Raw genomic sequence first — 18,901 nt, 5'->3', positions numbered from 1 at the left:
CCTGCGGCTGCCTGAACTGCGTCGCTGGCCGCCTACGAGGAACAGAATCGGTTCTCTGATCCACTTCTTGTGGGTCAGTGACGCGGCGTCACGAGACCAGTACGCCGATCCTCGTAGGCCGGCCCCGGTACGGGCAGTCGGACAGTGACTGGGCGCAGTCATGGCCGGGACGGGTCCTCGGCACCGCGCATACGGTGACCGGGGCCTGGTCGTGTTCTTCGATGGCGCTGGCATCGCCGACCTCGGGCGGGACGGTGGTGATTCAGCTGAAGGTCGCCTCAAGGGGCCGGTGCACGACGCTCGCCGCCCCAGAGGGATCGGTGTTCTCCCTGGCCGTACCCCAAACGTCGGCTTGACGCCGCCGCCCGCGACCGCGGTGCCCGGGAACCGCCGAGGTCCAGCCCCATGACAGGCACGGGCTCGGCGGGCCGGCCACGCGTCCGCGCGCACCTGCCGTGGTGCGGGCCGGCCTTCTCCTACCACCGATGCCAGGTCGACCGCTGCTCCGCTGCTCGGCCACGCGCGCAGATTTGGCAGGCAGGAGCCACTTTTCCCCATGGCCGGTTCTCTATGACCCATCTGGGCCAAATCGCTCTGTCTGCGGTGCCGTGGTGCAAATAGTGACGAAGATTGCCCCCAGCGTATGGCCGCCGATGTCGGGCGCCTACGCCGTCCTTCCCGAATCCGCAGAGGAGTGCCGTGGCCACCGATGACCGCGAATTACTGCTGAGCCGCAATCCGGACAAGCGCGCCCTGAGCGAGAAGATGCACCGCCTCGGCTTCGGAAGCTATTACGACTTCCCGGAGAAGATCCCGGCCATCAAGTCGACCGAAGTGCCCGCCAACCACTGGAAGGACCCCGTCGGCAACAACAGCGACGGCTACGGGGTCGTCGGCAACTGGAAGGTGATGAGCTACTACCGGGGCGTGCCGGCCTACGTCGGGGACCCGGTCTTCAACGACACCCCTGACGACGCCTCGATGACGGTGGGCGGGTCCCGGACCATCGGCTCGGAGTACACCTTCGGTGTCGAGTACTCGGCCGAGGCGGGCTTCTTCGACCTGGTCAAGGTCTCCACCACGTACTCCTTCAGCGCCAGTTGGAGCGAGTCGACCACCTTCTCCCAGTCGATGACCGTGAACATCCGGCCGGGCTGGGTGTCCTGGATCGAGGTCTCGCCGGTGGCCCGTGTCCTCGACGGCGACTTCGTCTACCTGCGTGCCGCCTCCGGGACCCGGAAGATCGGCAAGTTCAGCGGCGTCATCGAAGCCCCAGGCATCGAGGGCAACTTGAAGGACCTGTACACCCTGCGCTCCACCCCCATGACCGACGCCCTCGCCTCCGAGGTGCGCGCCCTGGCCGGCCAGGCCGAATCCGCAGCGCAGGCGGTCGACGGCGGTGGACTGCGCTTCCCCGCCGAGTTCCTCTCCGACGACCTGCGCACGCGGGCCGAGCGGTACGACCTCGACCACTGACCGGAACGGGCCCAGGAGGCGAAGATGAGCACCGACGACACCGCCCGACCCGCAGATCCGGCCGCGATCGAGGCGGACGCCGCCCAGCGCGCAGCCAAGGACGACGAGTCCGGGATCCTGTCCGACCAGTACTTCATCCACTACAAGGACAAGGACAACGCCAAGCGGCGGCTCGGCGCCAACATGCCGTTCCTGCTCTACTGGTGCAAGGGCACGGGGGACACCTACTATCCCGTCGGCCTGTGGGACAACAAGGATTTCTCCCCCAAGAGCTCGGTGGACAAGTCCGGCATCGTCCAATGCCGTTTCGTGACCGCCGACGGGGACCTGGACAACCACACCGTCAAGGACGCCGAGTTCCAGTACCGCGTCGGTAACGGTTCGTGGTCCCGGCCGGTCCAGCGCAAGGGCAAGTACCACTACATCGCCCACTCCGGTTCCAGCAACACCATGCGCAAGATCAACAACTGGAACATCTATCCGGAGCAGATCCGGTTCGCGCTGCGCTTCGACATCTCCGGCGTAGGCGACTCGTGGATCTCCGAGGACGAGTACACCGGCTCGATCCGGATGCGGGACAGCACCGGCGACCGTGCCTGGCTGGCCGCGGTCCGCCACGGCACCACCTGGGACGATCCCTTCGGCAGCAAGGCCACGTTCGCCCCACGCTCCTGGAACAGCGACCTCGGCAAGGGCTGAACCGTAGCCCACCCACCCCGCGTGATCCGCCCCTGAACGACCGCGCCACGGGCGCCGCGCCGCACCGTGCTTGTCCGCCCGGCCCGTACCAAGGCTGGGCGGACATCACGCGGGACGTCGTGGCGGCAGGCTCCCGCCAAGGTTCTGGCGAAGATCGGATCGGGACACGGGGAGTTGGTGTTCCAGGAGGAACGGGCGCGGCGTACGCTACGTGACCATGTCGCGACTCACGGATGGTGCGGGCGGGGGAGGCACCGGCCTCGGCGCGGTGCGGCAGGCGGTCGTCCTGGCCGGCGGCTTCGGCAGCCGGTTACGGCCACTGACGCGGACCCGGCCGAAAACGATGGTCGAAGTGCACGGAATTCCGATCCTGCGCCATCAACTCGACTGGCTCGCCGAGTCGGGCGTGGAACAGGTCGTCGTCTCCGCGGGGCACCTGGCGCCGGTGATCGGCGACTACCTCGCCGCGCACCAGCTGCCGCTGCGGGCGGACGTGGTCGCCGAGGAACGGCCCCTGGGCCGAGGCGGCGGGCTCAAGTTCGCATGCACCGCCCTGACCTGGCCCGAGGAGCCGTGGTTGGCGCTGTACGGGGACATCTGGACGCGGTTCTCGCTTGCGGGGATGTTCGCCCACCACCGGCGTCACGCGGCGCTGGCCACGGTCGCCCTGCCTCGACCCTGGCTGCCCAGGGGCAGCGTCGACTGTGACGAGCGGGGCCGAGTGACCACGCTCGTCTCACACGCGCCACCGCCGTTACGGGTCAATGGCGGCGTCTACATCTTCGAACCGCGCGTTGCGGAACTGCTGCCCGACGAGGGGGACCACGAGCAAGGCACCCTCCCTCGTCTGATCCAGGAGCGGCAACTGATCGGCTATCTGGTGGACGGCCCGTGGCGGGCCATCAACACACCACGCGATCTGGACGACATTGAACGCGAACTCGCTTCAGCCACGGATGATGTGTAGAAGAGGATCGCCATGCTGCTCGGACGGATCGGTGTATGGAGCGTGGGACTGACCCACGGGGACCGCGGTGAGGCGAGAGAGGCCGCGGCGGAGCTGGAGGCACTCGGGTACGGCACGCTGTGGCTGGGCGGCACCCCCGGCCACAACCCGCAGGCGGATCTCGCTGCGGCGGCCGAAGTGCTGGCGGTGACTGGACGGGTGGCGGTAGGGACCGCCTGTCTCTCGATCTGGGCACACCCTCCGGACCGGCTCGCCGCAGCCTACGAGGCACTGCCCGTCGCCGACCGCGCCCGGCTGGTCACGGGCCTGGCGGTCAGCCATGCCCCGTTCACCGCACACTACCGGCAGCCGCTGACCGCGATGCGCCGTTATCTCGACGCGCTGGACACCATCGGCACCGGACCGCCGCCTTCCGCACGGCTCATCGGCACACACCGCCCGCGGATGACACGGCTCGCCGCCGCCCGGACCGCCGGCAGCCAGCCCTATCTCGTAGACGCCAGCTACACCGCGCGGGCCCGTGCGCTGTTGGGTGCGGGCCCGCTGCTGGCGCCGGTGCAGACCGTGGTCCCGCTCACCGACCCGGTCGCGGCCCGGGCAGCGGCGCGCACCGTGCTCGCGCCCTATCTGACTCTGCCCAACCTCACCCGAACCTGGCTCGACTCCGGCTTCGCCGAGGCCGATCTCCAGGACGGCGGCAGCGACCGCCTCGTCGACAGACTCGTCGCCTGGGGGGACACCGAGCGGATTGCCACCCACGTCACCAACCATCTGCGAGCCGGCGCCGACCATGTCGCCGTCCACGTCGTCACCGAGCATCCCCGAGCCTTCCCGCGCGCCGCTTGGCGCGACTTGGCCTCGCTCCTTCCGACCACCTGACGATGCCGCCGCCTGTGGGAGTGCCGTGGTTGCGGGCATCGTTCATGGCGGTCCTTGTCGCGGATCCTCCCTGCGTACGGCAGGAGTGGGGCTCCGCGCGTTTCCCCTCCACACCAAACTTGCGGAAAGGCGGCACAGTTGGAGACTGAGGAAGACCTGGCCTGTCAAGAGATCATCGGTCGGTACCAGTTCAACGGGGCAGGAGCCGGTGCGATGCCCCGGCTCCTCCAAGCCCTCGGTGACCCGGGACGGCACCTGCGGGGCATGACCGTCACCGGCACGAACGGGAAGGGTTCGACCTGCGCGTTCGCCGTCTCAGCGTTGGCTGCGGCCGGACTGCGGACCGGAAGTATGCCCAGCCCGCACCTCCAGCGCGTCACCGAACGCATCCGCATCAACGGGACGCCCGCCTCTCCCGCCGCATGTCACCAAGCGTTCCAGAAGGTCGATGAAGCCCTCAGGAGGACAGGGCTCGTGATCAACGCAGGAGCGGTCCATGCCGCCGCAGCCGCAGTCCATTTCGCCCTCTCGGGAGTGGACTTGGCCGTCTTGGAAGCGAACATCGGCGGCCGACGCACCGCGGTCAAGTGCTTCGACACCGGAGTGAAGGTCATCACCGGAGTGGGACTGGACCACCAGCACCTGCTGGGAAACACCCTGGGCGAGATCGCACGCAACAAGGCCGGCATCGTTCGGGACGGCGACCACGTCGTGCTCGGCGAGCTGCCGGAGGAGGCGGCACAAGCCGTGGAAGACGTCCTCAGTCACCACGCGGGCGTGACCGTCTGGCGCCTCCACCAGGAAGTCCACTGCCGGCCGCGCACAGCCAGCGACGGGCGTACCGTGCTGGAAGTGGCCACCCCGCACGCCGTGCACCGGGACTTGACCTGTCCGCTCCGCGGCGACCACCAACATCACAACCTGGCACTTGCCGTGGCCGGCATCGACGCACTGACCGAACGAGGATCGATCCGCGCCATCCCGGAAGAGGCACTGCGCAGTGGCCTTGCCGCGACCCGCTGGCCCGGCCGCCTTGAACTCCTGGCACCGGCTCACCTCGATTCCTGGACCGGCCGCCTGCTGCTCGATATTGCAGACAACCACCAGGGTGCAGCCACCGTGGCCTCGGAAATCCTGCGGGAATCCCGCGCCGCCGAGCGCACCGCCGTCGTCTTCGGCACCCTCCAGTACAAGAACGTGGCAACCATGCTTGAGCCACTGCCGACGGACTGGCCGGTGGTACTGACCCGAGTCGGACACCCCAACGAAGCGGACCCGACCGAGATGCGCACCACCCTGGCCTCAGGCAGAGAACTGCACGTACGGCAGGAAACCGCCGACGCCGTCCGCCACGCCACCGAACTTGTCGGGGCCGGCGGGCTCGTCACCGTTCTGGGAGCCCCCCTCCTGATCGGCCGGGTCCGTGAGCTGTTCCGGCTCCCGCCCGGCTGATCGACGCTGTGGGCGGTTCCGAGGTCGGCCAGGCGCTCGCACGGCCCGTCGGCCGTCGTCTGCGGCGGGCGGCGGGAGATCGCCGAGCGGCTGAAGGACGTGGTGCTGGGCAGCTGCGCGCGGCCCGACCCGGCCCCAAACCTCGGTCCTGTCACAAGCTCCGGGTGACCGCGTCGCCCGGGGCTTCGTCGTGTTCCGGGTGAATCGGTCCGGCGTTGGTGGCAGCGACAACCGACGGGCCGCGGCTTTGGCGCGCACGACGAGAACGGCCCCGGTGACGCCCCGTACGTTGTGCCGACCAGGCCCGAACGGAGAATGGAGCCCAGGATGACCGAACTGGTCCCGTCGGAAACCACACGGTCGGCGCCCGGGGCGGGCAGACGCAGGCTCGGCGTGCTGCCCCTGGTCGGAATCTTCTTCTTCACGGTGTCCGGAGGCCCCTTCGGGCTCGAAGCCTCACTCTCCAACGCCGGTCTGGGCATGACCCTGCTGATGATCGTCCTGGTGCCGGTGGTCTTCGGCGTGCCGAACGCGCTGGTGGCAGCGGAGTTGAGTGCCGCGATACCGGTCGACGGCGGCTACTACTACTGGACGAAGATCGCGCTCGGCAGAGGTGCGGCATTCGTGTTCGGGGCCTGGAACTCGATCGGGTCGGTGCTGAACCTCGCCCTCTACCCGTTCCTGCTGGTCGACTACCTGGCCACCTGGGTCCCGGACCTCGCCCGCGGGAAGAGGCTGGTGATCGTGGACCTGTTCCACGGCGGTTTCGTCGTGGACCTGCACTGGATCGTCACCGTCGCCCTCATCGTCCCGATGGCGTACCTGAACTACCGCGGCTCCAAGGTGGTGAGCGGGTACTCGGTCGGGATGATGCTGCTGATCCTCGCACCGTTCGCGGTGCTGACGGTCCTCGGCATCTGGCATGCGGTCGGCAACGGGATCAACGTGCTCTCGCCCTTCACGGTGCCGGGGGAGAGCGTCCAATCGTCGGTTGCCGGCGCGCTCAGCGTGATCGTGTGGCTGTACCTCGGCTTCGACGGCCCGAGCACCGTGCTGGGCGAGGTCGCCGACGCGCACCGGACCTACACCCGGGCCCTGGTCATCTCGGTTCCGCTGATCATCGCCGCCTACCTGCTGCCCACCATCGCCGCCATCGGCAGCGGGCTGCACAGGGGTTCGCCCGCCGACTGGGTCCAGGGCGACTTCATCGTGGCCGGCGACGCCCTGGGCGGAATCTGGCTGAAGGTGCTGATCTCCCTGGGATCGCTGCTCTCCCTGGTGGGGCTGTTCATGGCGATCCTGCTGACGAGCACCCGGGTCCCGCGGGCGCTCGCCGCGGACGCGTACCTGCCGCGCTGGATGGCCCGGGACAGCAGACGGTTCAACACGCCGGTGGGTGCGCTGCTGACGAGCACCACCGTCGTCGTCGTGCTCTCCGCCATCGACTTCAGCTCGATCCTGCGGGCCACGGTGCTGCTCACCCTGGCCTCGATCCTGCTGGAATTCGCGGCCTTCCTGGTCCTCCGCTGGAGGTATCCACAGATGCTCCGGCCGGTTCGCGTCCCCGGCGGCTGGCCCGGCGCGGTCCTGGTCGTCGTGCTGCCCACGGCGATGATCGTGTACCTGGCGTGGAGTACGGCTGTCAACGAGGCCGCGACGTTCGGCATGAGTCTCGCGGTGGCGCTGCTGGCCGTGCTGCTGTACCCGCTGTGCCGACGGTTCGTCAAAGGCGACCGGCCGGACGCGGAGATCGACTTCTCCCAGGTCGAGCTGGGTCCGGACCGGTTCGCGGGGTTCGGTTCGCGGAAGGCGGGCGTCTGATGGATGTGCAACGGGTGCTCTCTGGGCTTGCGGAGCGGTTGCGGACCTGGTGGCCGGTGCCGGGAATCGCGATCAGCGTCGTCGACGCGAACGGCGAGTCCGCGTGCGTCACCACAGGATTCGCGAACGCGGAGTCCGGGGCGCCGGTCTCCCGTCACACGCGGTTCGAGATCGGTTCCGTCAGCAAGACCTTCACCGCCTTCCTGCTCGGCATACTGGCGGACGAGGGGAAGGTGGACCTCGACGCGGCGGTCGCCGACCACCTGCCCTGGTTCGCCCCGAACGACGGCTCCCGCGCGATCACCGTCCGGCACCTCCTGCAGCACACCTCCGGTCTGGTGGCCGGGGCCGACGCACTGCCCGACGCCGCCGCACGCGGCTACGCGCTGCGCGATGCGAGGACCTGGGCCGAACCAGGTGAGCTGTTCCACTACTCCAACGAGGGCTACAACCTGCTGGGGTTGATCGTCGAGCAGGTGACGGGGGAGGCGCTGGCGGACGCCATGGCCGAACGGCTGCTGCGGCCCCTGGGCATGCGCGAATCGGCGGCGCGGATCACCCACGAGGACATCGCCGAACTCGCCACCGGGTACCGGTTCCTGCGCGACGACCGCCCGCCGCTGCCGTCGGCTCCGCTCGCGCCGGCCGGCTTCTTCGAGTATTCGGCGGCCGATGGGAACGTGCTGGCAACCGCTTCCGATCTGGGGCTGTTCGCCCGCATGCTGCTGGGCCGGGGCACCCTGGACGGCAGCAGGATCATCGGGCCGGAGTCGTTCCGACAGATCGTCACGGTGCCTGCCGGAGCAGCCAGTTCCAGCTACGCGCTCGGCGTGGACGTGGAAGTGATCGACGGACACACCTGGCTGACGCACGCCGGCGGGATGGTCGGATACCGCTCGTACCTCGCCGTCGACATCGACGGCGGGCACGGTGTCGCCGTGCTGACCAACGCACCCGGCGAGTGCCACGTCATCGACCGCTTCGCCCGCCATCTGCTCGCCGTCGTCCAGGGCGCCCCGGCGGACCCGGCGCTGTTCGACCCGGAGCGGATCCCCGACGCCCAGCGCCACGTCGGGATCCACGGCACGACGCCGCGTCAGATCCGCGTCGAGGCCACGCGGGACGACCGCCTCTCGCTCACCTCGCAAGGGGTGACCGGCAGGCTGTACGACGCGGGGGACGGGCGGCTGGTGTGCGATCACCCAGGATGGTCCGCCTACCACCACTCTCTGGACGGACGCTGGCTCTACGGACCCGAGTCACTGGGCCCCAGCCCCGCCGCGCCGACCGCTTCCCCGCACGCACTCGCAGGTCACTACCGGAGCTACACCCCCTGGTATCCCAGCTTCAGCATCGTGCAGCGGGCGGGACGACTGCACATGATCGCCGCGACCGGGGTGGAAGCGCCCTGCGACGAACCGGAACTCGTCCCTCTCGACGACGGGACGTTCCGCATCGGAGCCGACCCCCGGCTGCCGGAGCGCCTGACGTCCGGCCCCGCCCTGGACGGCGCGGTGCTCTGGGTCGACCTGGACGGGTGCCGCTACACGCGCTCGTTCCGGGATCAGCCGGAGCCTTGACAAGCGCCTGTCCGCAGCTCGCGCACCCGGAGCTGAAGGTGCACGAGCAGCATGGCGTCGGCATCGGCGAAGTCCAGCCCGGAGACCTCGCGGATACGGCGCAACCGGTAGCGCATGGTGTTGGGGTGGATGTGCAGGGCCTCCGCCGCGGTGTCGGTGGCTCCCGCGGCGGCGAGATAGGCGGCCAGGGTCGCCGCCAGCGGACCGTCCTGGCCCTCTTCCTGGCGCAGCCGGTGCAGCGCGCCGCAGGCGTCCGGCAGGCCGAGCGACTCCGTCGCGTCGGCGAGATGCAGCAGCAGCACCGCCAGCGCCATGTCCTCCACGGTGCGTACGGCCGGTCCGCGGACGGCCGGATGCCGCAGCGCCCGCAGCGCGGCGTCCGCCTGCGCCCGCACGTCGGCGATCCGGCCCATCGATTCGGCCGGGCCGCCGACGGCGACCACGTAGTCACCGGCCAGTGGGGTCCGCGCGAGGAAGTCGCGGGCCAGGGCGGCGGCCGACTCCAGGGCCGTGGCGTGTTCCGGAGGCCAGCCGGCCAGTACGTACACCACTCCGGTGCCCGCCACCAGGGCCGAACGAGGGTGCACGGCAGCCAGGAAGTACTCCAGCGTGTCCGCGAACCGGCGCAGCCCGGCGGCGTCCAGCGCGTCGGAGCCCGACGCGTCCGACCCTGTGCGGCCGGCCAGCCGCGGGGCCGCGGCCAGGACGCAGACCGGGCCGGAGCCCAGCTGAAGCCGGCTCGCCTCCACCGGATCGGCCGCCCCGCCGAGCACCGCGGCGGCCAGCTCGCCACGCTGGCGGCGGGCGTAGCTGGTCTCCGTGCGCAGGCCGACCAGCTGCAGCGCGACCACCGGCGCGAATTCGCGCAGCCGGGCTGTGGCCGCCTCGTCGAGCGGACCGGTGACGGCAGCCCAGATGTAGCCGAGGACGTCCGAACCGGCCCGGACCGCGATGGCCACCCTTGCCAGCTGATCCGCCCCGGTCGCCTCCATGTACACCGGTTCGGTGCTGGCATGGAGCCGCTCGAACTCCTGACGCTCGCGCTGTTCGGCGAGCGTCCGCTGGTGCACGGCCCGCCCCAGGATGCTCTCGATCCGCTCGGAGTCGGTCCGGTCCTGCCCCTCCGACCAGGCGACCAGCGCGGAGAAGCGGTCCTCGATGGTGACCGGGGCGCCGACGGCCTCATAGACCGCGTTCGCCAGGGCGAACAGCTCCGCGCCGCTGCCGGCCGAGCGCACGCGCGTCCTCGCGTACTCGAGCAGCTGCTCACGGACGGTCGTCGCCACGTGCATCCAGGACGCGCCCTGGTTGACCTCGATGATCGCCGGCCTGTCGTCGGCCGACGGCGGCACCGGGGCCTTCACCGCCAGCACCTCCGCGCCAGCCTGCGACATGGCCGCGGTCAGCTCGCGCAGCTCGGCCTCCGTGGTCACGCCCACCCCCAGCACCACGCACCCGGGCCCGAGCTGTGCCGGCGCACCCGGGGCATGGATGGCGATGTCGGTGAGCGGCCCGCCGCTGCCGGTCCCCTCCTGGACCAGGCGCAGCAGCGCCGGGCCGATGTTGTCCACGAGCTGACGGACGGGCAGATGCCCCCGAGCGCCGGACTCCCGCATGGTGCACTCCCGACTCGAAGGATTGTTGTGGGCGTCAAGTCTGGGAGGCCCGTATTGACGATGTCAACGATGATCCGGAGTGACCGCAGCGGGACGATGGCAGGAGAGCGGGACGGATCAGTGGCACAAGGAGCGCGGATGGCAACGACGCAGACGCAGGCGAGCCGGGAACTGCTGGGACTGTTCCCGCCCGGGACCACCCGGGACGGGAGCGGCGGATTGGTGATCGGCGGCGTACCGGCGGCCGAACTCGCCGAGTCCCACGGCACTCCCGCGCTGATCCTCGACGAGGCGTCGGTCCGCGCCCGCGCCCGCCGGTACGCCGACGGCCTGGCCGCCCGTTGGCCGAACTCCCGCGCCGTCTTCGCCTCCAAGGCCTTCCCCTGCACCGCCGTCATGCGGCTGCTCGCGGAGGAGGGCCTCGGCATCGACGTGGCCGGCGGCGGCGAGCTGACCCTCGCCCTCGCCGCCGGCGCGGACCCGGCCGGCCTGGTCGTCCACGGCAACGCCAAGACCGAGGAGGAACTGCGCCTCGCCGTCGAGGCCGGCGCCGGGACGATCGTCGTCGACAACTTCGACGACATCGACCGGTTGGAGAAGATCCTCGCCGACACCGCGGCGGAGCAGGGAGTGCTGGTCCGGGTCACCCCCGGCATCTGCCCCGACACCCACGAGGCCGTGTCCACCGGCCAGAACGGCTCCAAGTTCGGTCTGCCCCTGCCGCAGGCCCGGGCGGCGATCGCGCGGCTGCGCGGCAGCGACCGGTTGCGGCTGGACGGCGTCCACGTGCACGTCGGGTCGCAGATCCTGGACCTCGTACCCTTCGCGCAGGCCGTCGAGGCGGTCGCCGAACTCGGCGATTTCGCCGTCTACGACCTGGGCGGCGGCCTCGGCTCCCGCTACACCTACGCCGACCGACCGCCCGCGGTGGAGGCGTACCTCGACGCCGTCACCGACGTCGCCCGACGCCTGCTGCCCGCTGACGCCCGCATCCTCATCGAGCCGGGCCGCTCGATGGTCGCCGAGTCCGGTGTCTCGCTGTACCGGGTCGTCTCCGTCAAGCGCGACGGGGGCCACACCTTCGTCGCCGTCGACGGCGGCATGGGCGACAACCTCGAAGTCTCCCTGTACCAGCAGCGCTTCGAGGCTGCCGTCGCCGGCCGCCCGACCGGCGAGGGCGAGCTGTGCCGCCTGGTGGGCCGGCACTGCGAGTCCGGCGACATCCTCAGCGCCGGCGTCCCGCTGGCGGACCCACGCGTCGGGGACCTGATCGCCGTGCCGGTCACCGGCGCCTACACCTATGCGCTGAGCAACAACTACAACGGCGCGCGTCGCCCGCCGGTGGTCTTCGTCCGCGACGGCGCGCACCGCGCCGTGGTACGCCGCGAGACCTACGCCGACCTGATGCGCCGGGACCTGCCGTAGCGGCGCAGGCGACCGAGCCGGGCTCAGCTTGTCCCTTATCACCGGCGGTCACGCAGAGCGACGCGAGTCTCGGGGCGTTTGACGGTCTCGCCCACGTCGTAGGGGGTGCCGGTTCTTGGAGCCGGGTCGTCGTCCCGGCCCCGGCCGGGTGGGTTTGGCTGCACGGGCCGGACTGCCCAGGCGGGGGTGGATGTTCCTCGCGCCGGACGCGGCTCGGGGTGAGCGCGGTGCCGGGGCGTGTGGTCTTCTCCCAGGGCCTGCGCTGGTCGGCTGCGAGCGGGAGTGCGAGGCGGAGTTGGGTGTGGGAGGCGCGTCAGGCCGTAGCCCGCGTCCATCACGACCAGGATGTTCCGGTCACCGTCTTGCCACTGATGGGCCACGATCAGGCGCTCGACCACGGCCCGCAGATGGTCGGCGGTGACGGTCGCGGCGTCGTCGGCGGGCCCGAGCTCGACCGCGTCCAGGAACTCATCCCCACGGCCTTCCTCGTGAACTCCCGTGCTTCTTCGCGGAGTTCAGGATCGCGAGGAAGGCCGCCCCCATACGCTGCGGTCACTCCAAAGAGTGACCACGGGACCGGGCCCGATGCTGAGGAACCAGCTCAGCGTTCCTGCATGGTGAGGTCACGGACGCAGAACCCGTGGTGTTCCCATTCCTCATTCAGCACCACCCGCAGGCACTCGACCACCGGCTTGCCCTCGGCGTACGGCGGCCAGCCCGGTCCCGCAGGAACGGGAGCGACTGCGGACAGCTCGTCGACCGTCACGGTCGCCAGCCAACGCTCCAGCGTGGCGGACTGTTCGTCTCGCACGGCCAGTACCTCGTCGAGGTCTGGGGTCGCCGCTCGATCGAGGCCCTGTTCCTCCTGATCGGGCACGAAGTCGGACGCCAACCCGATCCCAGTGAAGGGCTGGGTCGATCCCAGGCAGCAGCGGCGAAACCACGAGTCGTGCACGAACACCAGGTGGCGCAGGGTCTCCACTGCCGACCACTCGCCGGCGACGCGCCGGTGCTCGGAGCCCGCGGGCATCGCGCGGAGCCGCTCCACCGTCCTCGCCCAGCCATCCCGTAGCTGTCGATGGGCTTTCCGCAGATCGGCCGGGTCATCTGAGCGCATCAGCAACCGAACCGGATACCGCCGGTCGAGCTCGGCCTCCACGTAGGACGTCACCTCCACACCGTTGACCACCAGGTTGCTGACCAGCCCGTCGACCACGACGTCCCGCATCACCACGCCGGTCAGCCGGGCGCGGGTCAGGTCGCACTCGCGAAACTCGGCGTCGGTCAGATCCTGATCTTCAAAGCTCACCATGGCGAGCATTGTGTACCGGCGGGCTGACACCAGGGGGGTGTTCAGAAGGAGATGGGCCGTGCGCGGGGCGTCCGACACGTCGTTCGAGGCCAGGGGTTAAGGAACAAGCTCAGAAGCCGCTGTCATACCGATAGTGGTGTTCGCGGGTTCGAGGTTGGAACTCGGCCGGGTGGTCTCCGGCCTATGTGAGCATGAGGACCGGGCCTCCTGCACAACTCGTGGGCATGGCAGCCCGAGCAGACCAGGAGGCCCTGGTGCCGCAGTCTTTCGTGCCCGTTCCGGGCGAGTCCAACTCAGCTTCCTGGCCGTGTGATTGCCTCGCGCACCGGTTCGGGAATGCGAGTGGCCATCCGGACGGCGTGCGGTGCTATCCGTCGGACAGGACGGGCGCGGAAGCGCACGCTCGCATGGCTGATGAACTCCCGTCGCCTGACGCGCGATGACGAATCCCTGCCCGCTTCCAGCGAGGCGATGATCCGGTGGTCGATGGTCACGAGGATGAGCCGTCGTCTGGCGCGGCCGCGGGCCGCCGGCTGGTGCTGAATGCCCCGATGCCTCCGGGAGGAGCCACCCACGCTCCGCCAGGCGCCTGGCCTTCGAACGCACAGACGCCTGGCCTTCGAGGCACTCCCTCGACCTTCGCAGGCGTCGTGTCCAGACCCGTCAAGAGGTGCCCCGACGGGCCGGTGCGTCGGTTGACCAGTCCAGCCCGAGATCGGTGATCCGGTCACCCCGTCCTCTCGTCAGGCATATAGGCGTGGCTCACCCAAGTCGGGTGCTGTGGCTGGTCATTGCTGTCGCAGTGACGCGGCGGCGGTGACAAGTGCGGTGACGTGGTTGCGGTGGTCGTGTTCGCGACGTGCGATGACGATCCGGCTCGGGCCGGCGTCAGGGACGGCTACGCACACGATGCCCGGCGGTGCCGGCGTGATGAGCGAACGGGGCACGACGGCCACGACACGGCCGATCCTGACCAGCGCGACGAGTGCGGCGCCATCGGCGATCTCGGGGCCGTTCCCGGCGTCGGGAACACCTGGCCACCGCGGGAAGACCTCGTCGTCGAGCTCGGCCAGGTCGATGCTGTCGCGGGAGGCGAGCCGGTGCCCTTCCGGGAGGACGGCCACGCGGTCCTCGACATGGAGCGTCTCTGCGGCGAACCCCGTGAGGTCGTCGAAGGGAGCGTAGAGCAGGGCCGCGTCGGCGCGTCCGTCGCGGAGATGGTCGGTCCGGTCGGTGGCTCCGCTGAACAGGATGTCGACCTGCCGGGCGCAGGGGTGCTGAGCGTAGGCGGCGAGGATTCCGGAGAGCAGGTTCGCGTCCCCGCCGGGCTTGATCACGAACCTGAGCGGTGCGTCGCCGGCAGCACGCTGCGCGTTCTGCACGGCGATCGTCATCGCGTTCAGCGCATGCCGACCGTGTTCCAGCAGAGCGGCGCCAGCGGATGTCAGCGCGACGCTGCGGCTGGTGCGGTCGAACAACTGCACGCGGAGCCGTGACTCGACGCGCTGGATGGACTTCGACAGGGCGGGCTGCGCGATGGAGAGTCTGGCGGCAGCGCGGCCGAAGTGCAGTTCCTCGGCGACGGCGACGAAGTATCGCAGCTCTCTGATCTCCAACAGATCCATTCCCACAGGCTATCGAACGAGGCGCAACGGGTCTTGGACGCGACCGACAATTCGGTGGTCACATGGGGGCATGATCAACCACACACTGTTCGTTCAGTTCGCCGAACCTATTCCCGACACCGACCTGGACCAGTACCTGACGGATGTCGAAACGGCAGCGAAGAACACCGGCTCGCTCCTGACGTTCGCCGCGCGGCGCCACATCCGAGTACCCGGCGAGGAGCAGATCCCGGCGTTCATCGCCACCGTCGTCATCCAACTCGGCGTCGCCGACCTGGAGGCGTTGGGAACCCTCTTCGCCTCGCCGGAAGTCGACGAGGTGTTCGACACCTGGCGGACCCGCTACCCGTACAAGGCGGCATGGGCGAATCACGAGACGCTCGCGTGAGCGACTTCACCGGCAAGGTCGGCCTGGTCACCGGGTCCGGCAGCGGGATCGGACGCGCCATCGCGTCCGGTCTCGCCCGCCGCGGCGCAGCGGTGGCGGTCCTCGACCTGGACGAGGCCGCAGCGCACGAGACCGCCGAAGCGATCAGCGCGGCAGGCGGCCGCACGATCGCCGTCCCGGTCGACATCGCCGACGAGGACTCCGTCCGCTCGGCAATCCGCACGACCGTAACGGCGTTCGGAAGGCTGGACCTGGCGGTCAACAACGCCGGCGTCGCCTCCAGTGGCCGGGAACTGACCGAGATGACGGCACCGGAGTGGGAGCGCGTGCTGCGGATCAACCTGACCGGCACGTTCTTCTGCGTCAAGCACGAGATCCCGGAGCTGCGCCGGGCAGGAGGCGGGGCGATCGTCAACATCGCCTCCGGCGGCGGCCTGTACGCCATCCCGCGCTCTCCCGCGTACGTGGCCGGCAAGCACGGTGTCATCGGGCTGACGAAGGCCGCCGCCGTCGACTACGCCCCCGTCGGCATCCGTGTCAACGCCCTCGCTCCCGGAATGACCCGCACTGCGAAACTGGAGCAGGTCGCCGAGGGCACCGGCATGATCGCCCAGCACGAAGCGCTCACCCCGCTCGGCCGTCTCGCCACCCCGGACGAGATCGCCGACGCCGCGATCTGGCTGTGCTCAGACGAGTCTGCCTACATCACCGGCACCACACTGTCGGCCGACGGCGGACGCCGAGCCTGACCACAGGAGCAGGAGCAGGAGCAGGAGCAGGAGCAGGAACAGGAGTAGCAAGTCAGGACAGGAGGATCGGACATGCAGCGCCTGTCGGTTCTCGGAGCGTTCCGCAGGTGATCCGTGGTCGCTCGGCCGGGACGCTCGCGCCCGGTTGGGCGGCTCGGTGCGTGTGCTGTTGGGCGTGGCCGGCATGGAGGGCACGTCGGACGCGCGGCCCGACTGGCGGTGCCGCGCAGTTGCATCGGGAGGTGGCGGCCAGGGCGCGTGGGCCCGTGAGCGGGGGGCCAACGGGGCCGTGCCTGGCAGGCAGTCGTCGTAGCGCGTTCCGGAGCAGCGGCCGCGCGGCCCGGGGCGACGACGATGTTCCCGGTCCGCGCCGCGGGTCAGACGCCGCGGCCAGCCCCACGGCCTCAGCGTCATGAGAGCCACGGACGACCAGGGCGAAGCCCCTGCCGAGGACGCGATCAACGACCCGCCGCTGCAACCTCATTCCGTCTGAGACCATCGATCGGCCCCGATACGACTGCTGGTCTCAGGCGGTCCACCACCAAGCGACACTCGGGTGGGGCAGCGGCCGGGACGACGTCTGCGTGGTGTCCGTGCCGGCCGGGGCCCCGCCGGGGACACCGTGGCGCTGATAGCAGGGGGGCCTGCTGCCCCAGGGTGAGGTTGGCGCGCACGAAGTTCCGCACCAGCGCCGCGTCGGCCTGAGCGCTGGGACGAACGCCCGAACCGTCGCCCGTGATCCTGCGGCCCGCTCCGGTCACTTCGGCAGATCGCCGGAGAGGAAGGGAGCGAGGAGCGCGAACAATGCGTCGGGGCGGTCGAGGGGGATGATGTGGCCGCAGTCCTGGAGGTGGTGTCCGACCAGGTCATCGGCGATGGGACGGAGTTGGTGTTCGAGCCCGGTGCCGACGGGGTGGGAGCCGACGGCCATGGTGGGCATGGTCAGCCGAGCCGTCGCGACGGCGTCCTGGATCTGCTGCGCGCTGGTGGGCAGGGCCCGGTAGTAGGAGAACGCGCAGCGAAGGGCTTCGCTCCCGGTGTACGCGTGGACGAAGGCCGCACGGACGTCGTCGGGTACTCCTCGCCCGAGCGTCCCCGAGTCGAGGAACCAGTCGATGTACTGGGTCTCGTTGCCGGCCAGGACGGTCTCAGCGAGGCCGGGGACGGCGTGGAAGCCGAACCACCACGGGGCGCCGCCCGCGACGACGTGCTCTGCTCCGGGCAGACGGCCGAGCAGTGCTTCCATCACGACCAGGCGCCGGACAAGGCCGGGCCGGCGCAGCGCGAGCAGGACGGCGGGGGCGGTGCCCGCGTCGATGCCGACCACCGCTGCAGAGGGCTCGCCGAGTGCGTCGAGCAGCCCTTCGGCGTCGGCGGCGAGGGTGCCTGCGTCGTAACCCTCAACGGCACGTGCACTGGCGCCGAAGCCTCGCAGGTCCGGGGCGATGACCCGGTACCGCCTGGCCAGTCGGCCCATGATGCCGCTCCAGAGTTGCCAGGTGTGTGGGAAGCCGTGCAGCAGGAGAACCGCAGGTCCGTCCCCCGCGATGGCGACGTTGAGTTGGACGCCGTTCGTCACGATGCGGCGCAGGTGGTGTGCGGCGGTTTCGGGCATGATGGCTCCTCCGGCTGGTTACCATTGGTGATCACAGAACGATAGGTAACTGTCCGGCCGCTTCCAAGACGGCACTTTCAGGGAAGGTGGTGAGCCACAGGTGACCACCAGAGGAGCCCGGGCCGCCGGTCGCGGGGTACGCGGCGATCTGTTCGATCCCCACTGCCCTACGCGGCAGTTGCTGGACCGCATCGGTACGAAGTGGACGTCCATGGCCGTCAAGACGCTCGCCGATGCCGCACCCGACGAGGTGCGCTTCGCGGAGCTGAGGCGCCGGATGCCCGGCGTCTCGCAGAAGATGCTGTCCGTGACGCTGCGAAGCCTGACCCGCGACGGGCTGGTGTCGCGCCGCGTCGAACCGACCACGCCACCGCGGGTCTTCTACCGACTCACCGGACTCGGGCTGTCCCTGGAAGCCGCGCTCGCGGGGCTGCGGACCTGGGCGGAGGAGCACATGGCCGAGATCGACCGTGCCAACGAAGCCGACGACCAGGAGGCCGATGGGGGATAGGAGGCCGGTTCCGCCCGAAGCACTCCAGGACCCTGAAGTCGCCGTCGAAGGCACCTGTTCGCGGTGGTGCTTACTGATCTTTGCTTATGAGGTTGACGGTTGTGGGTTCCAGTCCAGGTGGGTCGCGGCAAGGAATCCTGTGACCAGGGCCGGGTGACGTTGGATGTGTCGCAGGCCGCGGCGGGCGGTGGTGAGGAGTTCGTCGAGGGTTCGGGCGCCGAGGTGGGCCAGCGGCCCGTCCTTGATGTGCGCCCAGCCGCCTTCGACCGGGTTGAGGTCCGATGCATAGGGCCGCAGATAGATCAAGGTGAGCCAGTGGCTGCGGGCGGCGAACGCGCGCATCCGGCGGCTGCGATGGCTGCTGAGGCTGTCCCAGATCAGAACGATCGGGCGGCCGAGAGACCGGTGCACCTGGCGTAACTGGCGGATCAGGATGCGATCGGTGACTGACCCCGGTACGACCCGGTAGAAGTAGCGGGCTGGCTGGCCGAGGCTGTAGCAGCACCAGCCGACGACGGAGACCTTGGGCCACTGCCCCATCCGCATCTGCAGAGTTGGGATCTGGCCGGCGGGTGCCCAGGTCCGTCGCACCGGTGGCAGCAGCGACAGACCGGATTCGTCCGAGAAGACGATCACTGCTTCGCGGTGCCCGGCTGTGGTTTTCCCTGGGGCCACACCTCACTCCGCCAGATCATCACCGCCTTCTCGCCGCGTTCGTAGGCCCGGCGCGTGGGGATCTGCCGCGACCAGCCGTGTCGCTTCAGCAGCCGCCACACCCCGGACGGG

17 protein-coding genes and 1 pseudogene are annotated in these 18,901 nt (G+C 70.0%); 11 read left to right on the top strand and 7 right to left on the bottom strand.

All coding sequences use genetic code 11. The features are described from left to right. The first annotated feature begins 699 nt into the window (after positions 1-699). From ACJ6WD_RS26380 to ACJ6WD_RS26350, 7 genes are all read left to right on the top strand, one after another. Positions 700-1,476: a hypothetical protein gene (locus ACJ6WD_RS26380; protein ID WP_407616642.1), complete on the top strand. Its 777-nt coding sequence runs from the start codon at positions 700-702 to the stop codon at positions 1,474-1,476. Positions 1,477-1,500: 24 nt separating this feature from the next. Then, a complete protein-coding gene (locus ACJ6WD_RS26375) occupies positions 1,501-2,175 on the top strand; it encodes a hypothetical protein (protein ID WP_407616641.1) in 675 nt (224 codons plus the stop codon). 217 nt (positions 2,176-2,392) lie between these two features. Beyond that, the gene (locus ACJ6WD_RS26370; RefSeq protein ID WP_233660236.1) at positions 2,393-3,142 is read left to right on the top strand and encodes a nucleotidyltransferase family protein; all 750 of its coding nucleotides are present in this window, start codon (positions 2,393-2,395) and stop codon (positions 3,140-3,142) included. 12 nt (positions 3,143-3,154) lie between these two features. After that, entirely contained in the window at positions 3,155-4,021 is an 867-nt protein-coding gene (locus ACJ6WD_RS26365) for a TIGR03620 family F420-dependent LLM class oxidoreductase (protein WP_407616640.1), read from the top strand. 213 nt (positions 4,022-4,234) lie between these two features. Beyond that, positions 4,235-5,473 (top strand): bifunctional folylpolyglutamate synthase/dihydrofolate synthase, encoded by a 1,239-nt coding sequence (locus ACJ6WD_RS26360; protein ID WP_407616691.1) that lies wholly within the window; start codon positions 4,235-4,237, stop codon positions 5,471-5,473. A 327-nt stretch (positions 5,474-5,800) separates the two neighbouring features. Further along, positions 5,801-7,294: an APC family permease gene (locus ACJ6WD_RS26355; protein ID WP_407616639.1), complete on the top strand. Its 1,494-nt coding sequence runs from the start codon at positions 5,801-5,803 to the stop codon at positions 7,292-7,294. Positions 7,295-7,308: 14 nt separating this feature from the next. Continuing rightward, the gene (locus ACJ6WD_RS26350) at positions 7,309-8,874 is read left to right on the top strand and encodes a serine hydrolase domain-containing protein (RefSeq protein WP_407616638.1); all 1,566 of its coding nucleotides are present in this window, start codon (positions 7,309-7,311) and stop codon (positions 8,872-8,874) included. Here the strand turns inward: ACJ6WD_RS26350 and ACJ6WD_RS26345 are convergent. After that, complete coding sequence (locus tag ACJ6WD_RS26345) at positions 8,859-10,490, bottom strand: helix-turn-helix domain-containing protein (protein ID WP_376436618.1); 1,632 nt, start codon at positions 10,488-10,490, stop codon at positions 8,859-8,861. The two genes, ACJ6WD_RS26350 and ACJ6WD_RS26345, sit on opposite strands and share 16 nt — an antisense overlap. A 138-nt stretch (positions 10,491-10,628) precedes the next feature. On the opposite strand from ACJ6WD_RS26345, the gene lysA reads away from it, so the two are divergent. Then, entirely contained in the window at positions 10,629-11,915 is a 1,287-nt protein-coding gene (gene lysA / locus ACJ6WD_RS26340; protein ID WP_233660248.1) for a diaminopimelate decarboxylase, read from the top strand. A gap of 38 nt (positions 11,916-11,953) precedes the next feature. Here the strand turns inward: lysA and ACJ6WD_RS26335 are convergent. From ACJ6WD_RS26335 to ACJ6WD_RS26325, 3 genes and pseudogenes are all read right to left on the bottom strand, one after another. Continuing rightward, a pseudogene (locus ACJ6WD_RS26335) lies at positions 11,954-12,222 on the bottom strand (transposase); the annotation flags it as partial. 294 nt (positions 12,223-12,516) lie between these two features. Then, entirely contained in the window at positions 12,517-13,227 is a 711-nt protein-coding gene (locus tag ACJ6WD_RS26330; protein WP_407616637.1) for a DinB family protein, read from the bottom strand. A gap of 788 nt (positions 13,228-14,015) precedes the next feature. Continuing rightward, a complete protein-coding gene (locus ACJ6WD_RS26325) occupies positions 14,016-14,852 on the bottom strand; it encodes a LysR family transcriptional regulator (protein ID WP_407616636.1) in 837 nt (278 codons plus the stop codon). A 70-nt stretch (positions 14,853-14,922) separates the two neighbouring features. Between ACJ6WD_RS26325 and ACJ6WD_RS26320 the strand changes: the two genes are divergently transcribed. Then, entirely contained in the window at positions 14,923-15,240 is a 318-nt protein-coding gene (locus tag ACJ6WD_RS26320; RefSeq protein WP_407616635.1) for a hypothetical protein, read from the top strand. Continuing rightward, complete coding sequence (locus ACJ6WD_RS26315; protein WP_407616634.1) at positions 15,237-15,989, top strand: SDR family NAD(P)-dependent oxidoreductase; 753 nt, start codon at positions 15,237-15,239, stop codon at positions 15,987-15,989. Before ACJ6WD_RS26320 ends, ACJ6WD_RS26315 begins: the two co-directional genes overlap by 4 nt. Before the next feature lie 757 nt (positions 15,990-16,746). On the opposite strand, the gene ACJ6WD_RS26310 is transcribed toward ACJ6WD_RS26315, so the two are convergent. Next, positions 16,747-17,604 (bottom strand): alpha/beta fold hydrolase, encoded by an 858-nt coding sequence (locus ACJ6WD_RS26310; protein ID WP_407616633.1) that lies wholly within the window; start codon positions 17,602-17,604, stop codon positions 16,747-16,749. A 100-nt stretch (positions 17,605-17,704) separates the two neighbouring features. Between ACJ6WD_RS26310 and ACJ6WD_RS26305 the strand changes: the two genes are divergently transcribed. Further along, positions 17,705-18,115, top strand: a complete 411-nt coding sequence (locus tag ACJ6WD_RS26305) for a helix-turn-helix domain-containing protein (protein ID WP_233660254.1) — start codon at positions 17,705-17,707, stop codon at positions 18,113-18,115. Positions 18,116-18,199: 84 nt separating this feature from the next. On the opposite strand, the gene ACJ6WD_RS26300 is transcribed toward ACJ6WD_RS26305, so the two are convergent. After that, positions 18,200-18,751, bottom strand: coding sequence for a transposase (locus ACJ6WD_RS26300; RefSeq protein ID WP_407616632.1), 552 nt, complete (start codon positions 18,749-18,751; stop codon positions 18,200-18,202). Next, positions 18,748-18,891 carry a winged helix-turn-helix domain-containing protein gene (locus tag ACJ6WD_RS26295; protein WP_407616690.1) on the bottom strand — a complete coding sequence of 48 codons (144 nt, stop codon included), beginning with the start codon at positions 18,889-18,891 and terminating at the stop codon, positions 18,748-18,750. Before ACJ6WD_RS26295 ends, ACJ6WD_RS26300 begins: the two co-directional genes overlap by 4 nt. Between the last annotated feature and the right edge of the window lie 10 nt (positions 18,892-18,901).

This window comes from Streptomyces sp. VTCC 41912 (assembly GCF_045799175.1).
Lineage (GTDB): Bacteria > Actinomycetota > Actinomycetes > Streptomycetales > Streptomycetaceae > Streptomyces > Streptomyces albulus_C.
The sequence above is the reverse complement of the archived record's forward strand: the minus strand, read 5'-3'. Positions and strand labels throughout refer to the sequence as shown.